Origin of the sequence: Intestinirhabdus alba (genome assembly GCF_009711095.1) — a bacterium.
Lineage (GTDB): Bacteria > Pseudomonadota > Gammaproteobacteria > Enterobacterales > Enterobacteriaceae > Intestinirhabdus > Intestinirhabdus alba.
Genome location: NZ_WMJZ01000059.1, coordinates 1 through 10,216 on the forward strand (window position 1 = coordinate 1; position 10,216 = coordinate 10,216).

Here is a 10,216-nt window from a genome sequence, read left to right on the forward strand (position 1 = left end):
CGCAAAGCGCGTGCCGGTCTTCGGGGTGCCGGCGTCGGCGGCGAGGGTCACCAGCTTCGCCTCAACCTCTTTGCCGTCGGCGTCATGGGCAACGATACCTGTTGCTGTTAAATCAAGCTTATTTCCGCTTTTATCGCTAAGCGTTAAGCCTTCTTTACCTGCGAATGTTAAGCTGTTATCCGCTCCTTTGCCAACCACCAGCGTTTCAAAGTTTCCATCCTTAGAAATTAAACTTTCTACAGATTTAAGCTGAGCGACGTTTACCGCGTCGGTATCATAATAGCCTGCCGCTACGTTGGTTAATTGTCGGTATATAACTTCGCCGCCCGCCTCTTTATTTCGACCGAAGGAAACGCCGCCGCCGGTTCCTTTTGTTTGCAGCACCCTATTTTTATCTTCTTCTGACGCTTTGCTTACAATATAAGGCTGTTGACCGGCCTGGGTATTTGCAACGCTTCCGGTGCCGATAGCCACGCCATTTTCAACGTTACTGATAGCATTGTTACCAATTGTTATGCTGTGGACGGCTTGTGCTTTTGCATTTGCGCCAATAGCAATGGCACTGGTTTTTTCGGCAGAGGATAATGTACCTATTGCGAGCGCATTATTATCGGATGCTTTTGCTGAAAAACCGATAGCCGTTGAGAACTCATTATATGCCATTGCTGACGTACCGATTGCCGTTGAGCTAGATTTAAACGCCGCCGCTTTCCAGCCAATGGACAGAGATTGCCCTCCCTCTGCATAGGCTGACGCTCCGACTGCGATGGATTCGTCCCCGATCGCTTTAGCGTTATCACCGAATGCAGAGGCGAGCCTCCCCTCCGCTTTGGAATTTGGACCCACGGACGTTGAGTAATAGCCTGTAGACGTGGCTGGCTGTTTGTCACCTCCTCCAATAGCAATCGCCCCCTCACCAGCCGTGCCATGAGCCTCATAGCCGAATGAGCTAAAGGAAAAGAATGATAACCCCACAACCAGTGCCTGATATAAGGGCTTTCTGACCGCGCCTTTGTCGTTTACCAGCGTGCTTTTACCTTTTCTTTTTGTTATTTCAGAAACAGCGATAAAACAAGATTGCGCGTGGCTCCATACCAGCCTGTAAATGTTGTTCATTACCAACTCCTTTAAAAATAAAGAATAAAGATATAGTTGACGCCGTTAATATTCCTTAAATCACTATTCGCCATGGTGACTGCATTTTTCTGGTTGTAGAAAACGTTATTTATTGTTATTCAGCGGGTTAGTCATCAGTGGAATAAAACGACTTACTGGTCATTTCTACTGATCCAGACGGTGTGAATATTATTTTCGCTGATAATAACCCTGCTAAGTTTTGTGATTTTCCCGACGCAAAATGCCGCCATCCGTATAGATCGAACAATAAAAAACATTCAATAAACGGCAAGAGTACAGGGGGAAACTTACATAACCTCAATGAATTGTCAATTATGATTCATTTGTTCAATAAATAGTTTGCGGCGATTGTTATAGAGTTATCGATCGGTATTGACGATGCGCTTCTGGTTATTATTTTTTGCAATATGCTGACTTTTAAGTATTTAAAAAAAGAGTCTTCATATAATTATTCTGCTAATTATTGGTGAGTTGCATTGTGATAATATTAGAATTTAAATCATTTCGTTTAGTTAATATTTAAACTTAGGGCAGAGAAAAAAAGAAAAGATCTACAGCCTGGCCTGTGCTTTTCCCGTTGGCGTCAGAAAAGCGGCAGCCAGGGCAGCGATGTCCGCTCCGGCGATCCCTTTGCTGGCTGTATCCGGTTGGGCCACCGCGCGGCGTTGAAATGCGTTGCGGGTGAATTTGCGTATGATTTGGCCTGGCGGCTTCTCCCCTTCATAAAACACGCTGCGTTTGGTTCAGCCCCGTAAGACATTCAGGGTAAGGTGGAAACTAGTAAAGTTCACATTGTGAAGCAAAGCCCGCATCCGGGCCGTTGTCCGGCCCGCCTGACCTGCGGTTTTCGCCGTGGCGTTCTGCGTCGCCTGCCCGATCGTCGTGGAGTTTTTGCCCGTCAGCCTGGATAACCCGTTGGCGACCTGCTCCGCGTTATGCCTTTTTCTTCTTACTGATACTTTTTCGTTTTTTAAACCGCGATGGCCTTGCCGCTATAGTCATTTCTTTCTCCCATCGGGCGGTGATGATAAAAGGACGAAAACGTGAAGCTGGCGATATCTTATTTCAGGACGGGGGCGGCAATGCTGCTGGCGGGCGCGCTGCTGACGGGCTGCGACGGGCAGGAGCGCGATGTGAAGCACATTAAGGTTGGCGTGATTAACGGTGCCGAGCAGGACGTGGCGGAGGTGGCCAAAAAGGTGGCTAAAGAGAAATATGGGCTTGAGGTGGAGCTGGTTGGGTTCAGCGGCTCGCTGCTGCCCAATGACGCCACCAGCCACGGCGAGCTGGATGCGAACGTTTTCCAGCATCGTCCTTTTCTGGAGCAAGATAACAGGGCGCATAACTACCGGCTGGTGGCGGTAGGTAACACCTTTGTTTTTCCAATGGCCGGCTATTCGAAAAAAATAAAGCGCGGGGATCGGCTACAGGATGGCGCGACGGTGGCGATTCCTAATGACCCCACCAACCTCGGACGCGCGCTCCTGCTGCTGCAAAAGGAGAAGCTGATTACCCTGAAAACGGGGACCGGGCTGCTGCCGACCGTGCTGGATATTACCGACAACCCGCACCATCTGCAGATTATGGCGCTGGAGGGCGCGCAGCTGCCGCGCGTGCTGGAGGACCCGAAGGTGGACGTGGCGATTATCAGCACCACCTATATTCAGCAAACCGGCCTTTCGCCGGTGCACGACAGCATCTTTATTGAAGATAAACATTCGCCGTATGTGAATATCCTGGTGGCCAGAGAGGACAATAAGGATGCGGAGAAGGTGAAAGAGTTCCTGCAGTCATACCAGTCGCCGGAGGTGGCGAAAGCGGCGGAGAAAATCTTTAACGGCGGCGCGGTGCCGGGCTGGTAAGGCGTGCCCGTTGCCGCGCCGCTACGCGGTTCTGGCCCGGCGGCGGGAGTCCAGCGAGATCAGCACCACCGAAGAGAGGATCAGCAGCGTGCCGAGCCAGTCCGGCAGGGTGAAGGTAATGCCCAGCAGCAGCAGCGAAAGCAGCGCGCTGCTCAGCGGTTCGGCGCAGCTCAGAATGCTCGCCTTCGGGCCGCCAATCATCTGCGCGCCTTTCAGATAGAGGCTGAAGGTCAGCGAGGTGCCGATCACCACCAGGTAGAAGAACGCCAGCAGCAGGTGGCCGTCTACGGAAAAATTCTTTCCTTCGCTGGCATAGAAGGGGAGTAAAAACAGGCCTCCCAGCAGCATACTCCAGCCGACGATCGGCAGCGTGCCGTAGCGCCCAATCAGCGCGGAGGGCCAGGTGGTATAAAACGCGGCGGCGAACGCCGAGGCGATCCCCCAGAACAGCGCGGCGGGCGAAATGGACAGCGAGGTCGGATTGCCGTGGGTGACCAGCAGGAAGGTGCCGGCGAGCGAGGTCAGGATCGCCATCAGCACCAGTATGCCGGGCCGGGCTTTGCGCACCAGCGAAAACCACGCCACGATGAGGGTCGGCGAAAGAAACTGCAGCACCGTTGCCGTGGCGGCGTTGGATTTCTCAATGGTCATCAGAAAGGTGAGCTGAACGGTCAGCGCGCCCACCAGGGAGAACAGCAGCAGGCTCAGGGCCTCCTGACGACTCTTCAGGACGGAAAACACCCGATCGCCGTGCATGAAGGAGAGGGTGAGCAGTATCAGACCGGCGAAGATCAGCCGCGTCATGGTTAAAAATTGCGCCGTCATCTGGCTGTGCTCCATGATGTACTGCGCACATACGCCAGAGCTTCCCCACAGTACGGCGGCAATCAGGACGTTGAGCATCCCTCTTCTGGTGGAACCCATCTCTTCCTCGGTTTCGTGTTTAACTATGTTATCTGGCGTCATCATATCAGAGTGACGAAGCGCTGCGGATTGCGTGGGTGCGCATTTCCGCCGGTTCGTTGCAGAGCGCACGAATTTGCTCATGCATCCATATATGGCCTGCAGAACCGCTGCGGGCCGGGCTGGCGTAAATTTTAAGCGTATACCGCGGCGTCGGGAACGGCGGCGGAAAGACCCGCAGATCCTGCATGTTGAACAGGGAAGCGATGCCGCGTCGGGGCAGGGTGATCGCCAGATCGGTGCGAGAGACGATGGTCGGCGCAATCATCAGGCTGGGAAGCTCCACCACAATCTGGCGTCTGACCCGCTGACTTTCCAGATAGCGGTCGATTGCCCCGCGGGTTTCCCGCCACGGTCTGACCACCACGTGGCCGACGCTAAGATAAAGCGCCTGGGTTAACGCCTCACGGATGGTGGGATGACTCCGGCGAACGGCAACGACATAGTCGTCGGTAAAACAGGTTATAGCGCTAATCCCCTGCCGCAGCACCGCCTGTTCCTCTTCAAATCCCAGCGCAAAATCCACCCGGCCGGAAAGCAGATCTTCGCCAGCGTTAAAATCCGCCGAATAGACGATTTTGATGGCGAGGCCCGGTGCCTGACGGTGAATACGCGCAATCAGCTCCGGCAGGATGACCGCCGCCGTATAATCGGTGGCGGCGAAGGTGAAGGTCTGGCTGCTCTTTTCCGGCGTAAATTCAGCGGGCTTATGCAGGCAGGCGGAGAGGCTGCCGAGGGCGGAAGAGACGGCGGTGGCCATGCGTTCTGCTCTGGCGGTGGGCACCATGCTCCTTCCCGAGCGAATAAACAGCGGATCGTCCAGCGTACGCCGCAGGCGGCCCAGGGCGTGGCTGAGCGCGGAAGGACTTAGCGCCAGCTCTTCAGCGGCGCTGGTTACGCTGCCGCACCGGTACAGCGCGTCAAAAACCAACAGCAAATTCATATCGAGTTTGCGCAGGGCGGAATGCATATCTTTCATCCTTGTTGTGAAAATAATGCAGCGTGAACACTATTCTGTGCGGGTAAGCTGTCCTCTGTCCAGTTGATAAAAAAGAGGTGACAGGATGCCTTTTCCACAGTTCCGTATCGCCACGTCGGTTGACGTTGATCGCTGTTATGCCATTGAAACAGCGGCCTATGAAGGAGATGAAGCCGCGAGCCGGGAGAAAATCGCCACGCGCATCAGCCGCTATCCGCAGGGGTTTCTATGCATGACGCTGGATGGCGAGGTGACAGGTTTTATTAATGCCGGGTGTGCCTGGGAGGTGGTGATGTCCGACGAGGCGTTTAAGGATCTGGTTGGGCACGATCCGGCGGCTCCGAACGTAGTGATTATGTCGGTGGCGATCCATCCGGACTATCAGGGAAAAGGGTACGCTTCGCTGATGATGAGCGAATTTATTACCCGTATGAAGGCGCTGAATAAGCAGACTATCCATTTGATGTGTAAAGCGCGCCACGTCGATCTCTACGCGCATTTTGGCTATCGCTATATCAAACCCTCCGCCTCCAGCCACGGCGGAATGGCCTGGCATGAGATGCTGATGGACCTGTAGCGGCAGGCGTTCGTCGGGGCGGCGGCGTTGTGAAATCGCTCCGCGCGGCGACGGTTCTGCCCCAGGCCGGCGGTAGCCCGCTGGTGCAGAAGCCGATGGCTCTCAGGGGCCATGTCGTCGGGGGCGGCGTAACGACGATTTTCTGAACGGCCGGAAGCCACAAGCGGCGAAGCGCATCGCGTTGCGCTGTCTGAAAAAAGGACCGGGCCGGGAATTTAACTTCTCACCGACGGATATCGTGTTCAAACTAGGGGCCATTACTTCATGGAGAAATGGTATGAAAAAGGGAACCCGAACAGGACTACTGGCATTAATCATACTCAGCGCCCCGGCGCTGGCGCAGGAGTTCTCCCATAAAGACTGGGAGGTGGTTTGTGATAATACCCTCACCTGCCGGGCGGCGGGATATAGCGCGGAAGCGGCTTTAAACGGGAGCGAAGGTTCCCTTCTGCTTACCCGGCAGGCTGGTCCGCAAACTCCCGTTACCGGCGAGGTTATTCTCAGCGACACGGGCAGCGAGGCGCAGGTGTCCTCTCTGTCGCTTTGGATTGATGGCCGCCGGGCTGGGGAGCTGCAGACTGCGAAAGATGACGTCTGGCAGCTGTCGGACGGGCAGACTCTCGCCGTTATTAGTGCGGTAAAAGGGCGCGGAAAAGTTGAGTTTAAAGGCGGGTCGCGTACGTTCGCCCTCTCCGGTCAGGGAGCCAATGCGGTTCTGCTGAAGATCGACGACGTTCAGGGGCGAATCGGAACGCCGGGAGCGCTGATTAAAAAAGGAAACGCCCCGGAGGAGGGCGTCCGGGCCGCTATTCCGGCTCCGGTTATTCACAAAATTAAGCCGGAAGCGGAGCAGGAAAGCGCGCTTACCGCCTCTGAGCTGGCGGACATTAAGCCAAAGCTGCTGGCGACCCTGAGCGAGAATAATCGCTGCGATCTTATTCATGCCCCGGAGACCGGGGCGACCCTGGTGCCGCTTGATAATAAACACGCGCTGATTTCTCTGCCCTGCTGGCAAGCGGCCTATAACGAAGGCTATGGTTTTTGGGTAATAGACCGTAAATTTGAAGGCCAGCCGGAGCTGATTACGCCGTCCGGTTCTGCTTATCAGAATGGTGAAATCACCATGAGCCAGAGAGGGCAGGGCATGGGAGGCTGCTGGGTTAAGGCCAGCTGGATCTGGGATGGCGAGACGTTTCGTAAAAGCCGGGAGGCAACCACCGGAAGGTGCGTCTCCGTTCGTCTGGACGGCACCTGGGATTTACCAGGCTGGGTAACGGATGTGCAGCCCGCGCGATAGACAACAGGCCGCGCGCTCTGGTGAGGTTTATCTTCAGGCGGCGCTGGCGGGGTCAGGTGATAAGGCCCGACGCTCTGCCGGTGCCGGAGCTGCCTGAGGCTGAAGTGTTGAGAGCGGCCATATAAAAATGTTGATATACCCGTCATACTTCCGGCTGCATGTGTGTTGGCTTCTGGTTACTCTTCTCATCCATGAGACTCCTGCTCCCGACAGATTTGCCACTCACCCCGGTCACAGTGTTTGCTATGTTCCCGGGGATGAATGAGGGGCACCTCTGCCCCTCACCGAAGGCGACCTGCGGTCGGGCAAATTCGTTCCCGACGAATTTGTCGCTCGCTTGCCACGTGATTCCCCGGCCCGAAACGCTATCTGCATCAAGTGTTTGATGTCATCACCGGTTGGCCTGTGAACCGGATGAGCTTATGCAAATTCGTATTTTGAGTACTCTTAACTCAAACATTGGCGCATACACTCGATGAACGTTTTCATCGCAGGGCTTGCCGTGCGCCCTGCATGATGAGCGCATAGCGCCGTAATTGACAGCGGTACTGTAGCAAAAGGAATTTCTCTCAATTCGCCAGATTCCAGCTCACGCAAGACAGCAAATCGAGGCAGAAACGATACCCCGAGGTTACTGGCCACACATTTTTTTATGCTCTCAATACTCCAGAGTTCAATCGTACTATCTAACGTAATTTTTCGTTCCCGGAGTGTGGATTCGAATAGTTGCCTGAATACACATTGAGGTTCATTGATTATAAAGTTGACCGGAATGTGCTGATCTGTATGAGTGAAATCGATATTTTGAAGCAACGGAGATGTAACCAGAACGAGTTCCTGTTTACCAAAAAATTCCATATGCAACGCATCATCATGACCAACACGATAAAACACACCAAGATCAATATCATCAGCAAGGAGTGAATCTCTGATTGCATAACAGTTAACTGACTGGAGTGAAAGTCGAACCTTTGGCGCTTTTATGCGAAATAATTTCAAAACCTCTGGCATTTTATAGGCCAGTAATGTCTCACCAACCATGACCCGGAGATCTCCTGCAACTTCCTCTTCACGAGAGGAGATCTGGCGTATCTCTTCCAGTACGCGCGTCAGTTCCCGCACTCTTGGCAGTAGTCGTTTTCCGGCTGGCGTAAGCACCATGCGACGTCCTACCTTTTCAAAAACCGGGTATGAAAGCTCTTGTTCCAGTTGTTGTATCTGAAACGTAACGGTGGATTGAGTACAGCAAAGCTTTCGGGCCGCCTGCGCAAAAGTACCTTCTTCAACCACCGTTTTAAACGTCACAAAACGACGCAGATCCATAAAGCTTCCTCACACATAAAACATCGGAAAATTGAAACTATAAAATCGAAAACATTCACTTTTTTGAATTTTTATGCGTGAGTAATATGCTCCGGGAACAAGGAGAAAACAAGTGACACCATCAATAATCAGTGGCTTTTTGACCTATACATTAATCACTGCGCTTACCCCTGGGCCTAACAATATCCTGGCGTTAAGTTCGGTGAATCAGCACGGTTTTCGTCGCAGTTTGCGTGTATTAGCTGGCATGAGCACAGGATTTCTGGTGATCATGCTGGCCTGCGGTTTGTTTACCTATACTTTAATCAGTGCTCTCCCGTCAGTTACACGATGGCTGATGTGGGTAGGGGCAGTTTATATTCTCTGGCTTGCATGGAAGATTGCCTCCAGTTCACCAGCGAGTTCTGATGGCGCGCAGAGACCTCTCAGTTTTTGGACGAGCTTCTGGCTGCAGTTTGCTAACGTAAAAATTATCCTTTATGGCATTACCGCATTATCTGCGTTTATTTTGCCATATACACAGGATATTTTCTGGGTCACAGCCGTTAGCATTCTGCTTGCCATCATTGGTTGCGGAGGGAATCTGATCTGGGCTCTTGCTGGTCATGTCTTCCAGTCTCTTTTTCGTAAGCATAGCCGATTGGTTAATGGCATATTGTCTCTATTGCTGGTTTACTGCGCTGGCAGAATGTTTCTCTGACGAGTTTTAATGACCATAATCCTTATGCAATAGCCCACATGATTTTAAACAGTAATGCGGGCTGGCATTTTAAGGTGGAACAGTACCCCCTAATGCACCCCCAAAAACTGCTTGATGCAGGTTGAAGCTAGTTGACCTCAGGATACAAGGAACGCCTGATATATAAGGGGTTGCAAGGGTTTTGTTGACGTTGGGGGAGTTTGGTCGTGGATTTGCCCCTATATTGACAGCAGCAGGTTCAGATGCGGGAACGACCTCTTCACCTGATGCCACGGCGGTCAGAGAACCGTCTTCATACTGCCTGCGCCATTTGAAGATCTGGTTAGCATTGATGCTATGCAGACGAGCGACGTGAGACACGGTTATGCCGGGCTCTATAGTCTGCTGAATGATGGCAATCTTTTCCTGCGGAGTACGACGGCGACGCCGCTCAGGTCCTGATAACACTTCAACCATCTTATTATTCTGACTGGTGTTAAACATAGTTCCAGGACTACCTCTTATTTTAAGAGAGGCGAAGTGCCTGGTGATCTATGGGGCTAGTCTAAAACCTGTCATATGGGTCCCAATCTTTTTGACCGCACCCATACCTGGTATTCTGCTTCCATTGCCAGCGTCTGGTATAAATATGTATCTACTGGTCCTTAAACCGGCCCGTTATATGCCGGGTTCCGGCCTTATGTCACTGGCGTGTCGCCTTGCTGTCATAGTTGTGTCGTATACGGTGCCGGGCTGATGTGCAAGTATTATCACAGGCATTGCAGAGAACGGGAACAATGATGACTGTCGCTGAAAAGGTGAAAACATATCGTTTGACAAAAGCATGGTCGCAGGAACAACTTGCAGAAGTCGCCTCTCTTTCTGTAAGGACTGTGCAGCGAACTGAAAAAGGCCAGAAGCCGAGTCTGGAAACACTCAGTGCGCTTGCTTCAGCCTTTGGTGTAAATGTTTCCGATCTCTCGGAAGAGACTTATGATGCCAGCCAGGCTCTTGATGAACGCATCAGCGAAGCCAAAATTCAGGTAGCGCAGGAAACCTGGTTTTATCGGATTCTGGTTACTGCTGTTCTGGTATGCACAGCATTAATGATAATTAACTATCTGTTTACCCCGGAAAGTTACTGGTCCGTTGTGGTATCTGTTATATGGGGAGGACTTGTCATATTCAGGGGAATACGCGTGTTTATCATGCGAGGGAAAATCGCCTTATGGCAGCAACGCAGGTTGCAGAAAATTCTTCGGTCAGGAAATAAAAAATCGGATAACAAAACCACCGAAAAGTAACCGTGTGCCGATTCACCTGTACTGAAAAAGATTCACTTTCGTAACTGGGACAACTGTAAGCGTCGTCTGAGTACCGTCTGGTCCCGAATCCAGGA

At 52.4% G+C, this 10,216-nt stretch carries 9 protein-coding genes and 2 pseudogenes; 6 read left to right on the forward strand and 5 right to left on the reverse strand.

The features are described 5' to 3' along the window. Positions 1-1,116: ESPR-type extended signal peptide-containing protein (locus GJV78_RS21595; RefSeq protein WP_269140512.1), on the reverse strand; the 1,116-nt coding region annotated here is incomplete at its 3' end. Positions 1,117-1,957: 841 nt separating this feature from the next. On the opposite strand from GJV78_RS21595, the pseudogene GJV78_RS23815 reads away from it, so the two are divergent. Together GJV78_RS23815 and nlpA are read left to right on the forward strand one after the other, a co-directional pair. Next, positions 1,958-2,058, forward strand: a pseudogene (locus GJV78_RS23815) (hypothetical protein); the annotation flags it as partial. Between the two features lie 161 nt (positions 2,059-2,219). Next, positions 2,220-2,999: a lipoprotein NlpA gene (gene nlpA / locus GJV78_RS21605; RefSeq protein WP_230979209.1), complete on the forward strand. Its 780-nt coding sequence runs from the start codon at positions 2,220-2,222 to the stop codon at positions 2,997-2,999. A gap of 21 nt (positions 3,000-3,020) precedes the next feature. Here the strand turns inward: nlpA and GJV78_RS21610 are convergent, their stop codons facing one another. Both GJV78_RS21610 and GJV78_RS21615 read right to left on the reverse strand, forming a co-directional pair. Further along, the gene (locus GJV78_RS21610; protein ID WP_155110171.1) at positions 3,021-3,923 is read right to left on the reverse strand and encodes a carboxylate/amino acid/amine transporter; all 903 of its coding nucleotides are present in this window, start codon (positions 3,921-3,923) and stop codon (positions 3,021-3,023) included. Between the two features lie 46 nt (positions 3,924-3,969). Beyond that, positions 3,970-4,932 carry a LysR family transcriptional regulator gene (locus GJV78_RS21615; protein ID WP_155110172.1) on the reverse strand — a complete coding sequence of 321 codons (963 nt, stop codon included), beginning with the start codon at positions 4,930-4,932 and terminating at the stop codon, positions 3,970-3,972. Positions 4,933-5,026: 94 nt separating this feature from the next. Here GJV78_RS21615 and GJV78_RS21620 point away from each other — a divergent pair, with 94 nt between their 5' ends. Then, positions 5,027-5,518, forward strand: coding sequence for a GNAT family N-acetyltransferase (locus GJV78_RS21620; RefSeq protein ID WP_155110173.1), 492 nt, complete (start codon positions 5,027-5,029; stop codon positions 5,516-5,518). A gap of 277 nt (positions 5,519-5,795) precedes the next feature. Beyond that, positions 5,796-6,815, forward strand: coding sequence for a DUF1176 domain-containing protein (locus GJV78_RS21625; RefSeq protein WP_155110174.1), 1,020 nt, complete (start codon positions 5,796-5,798; stop codon positions 6,813-6,815). A 447-nt stretch (positions 6,816-7,262) separates the two neighbouring features. On the opposite strand, the gene GJV78_RS21630 is transcribed toward GJV78_RS21625, so the two are convergent. Further along, a complete protein-coding gene (locus tag GJV78_RS21630) occupies positions 7,263-8,138 on the reverse strand; it encodes a LysR family transcriptional regulator (RefSeq protein WP_155110175.1) in 876 nt (291 codons plus the stop codon). A 112-nt stretch (positions 8,139-8,250) separates the two neighbouring features. Here GJV78_RS21630 and eamB point away from each other — a divergent pair, with 112 nt between their 5' ends. Beyond that, positions 8,251-8,838, forward strand: a complete 588-nt coding sequence (eamB, locus tag GJV78_RS21635; protein ID WP_167519701.1) for a cysteine/O-acetylserine transporter — start codon at positions 8,251-8,253, stop codon at positions 8,836-8,838. A 228-nt stretch (positions 8,839-9,066) separates the two neighbouring features. Here eamB and GJV78_RS21640 read toward each other — a convergent pair. Further along, a pseudogene (locus tag GJV78_RS21640) lies at positions 9,067-9,294 on the reverse strand (transposase); the annotation flags it as partial. Positions 9,295-9,614: 320 nt separating this feature from the next. Between GJV78_RS21640 and GJV78_RS21645 the strand changes: the two are divergent. After that, a complete protein-coding gene (locus GJV78_RS21645) occupies positions 9,615-10,121 on the forward strand; it encodes a helix-turn-helix domain-containing protein (RefSeq protein ID WP_330998838.1) in 507 nt (168 codons plus the stop codon). Positions 10,122-10,216 lie beyond the last annotated feature (95 nt).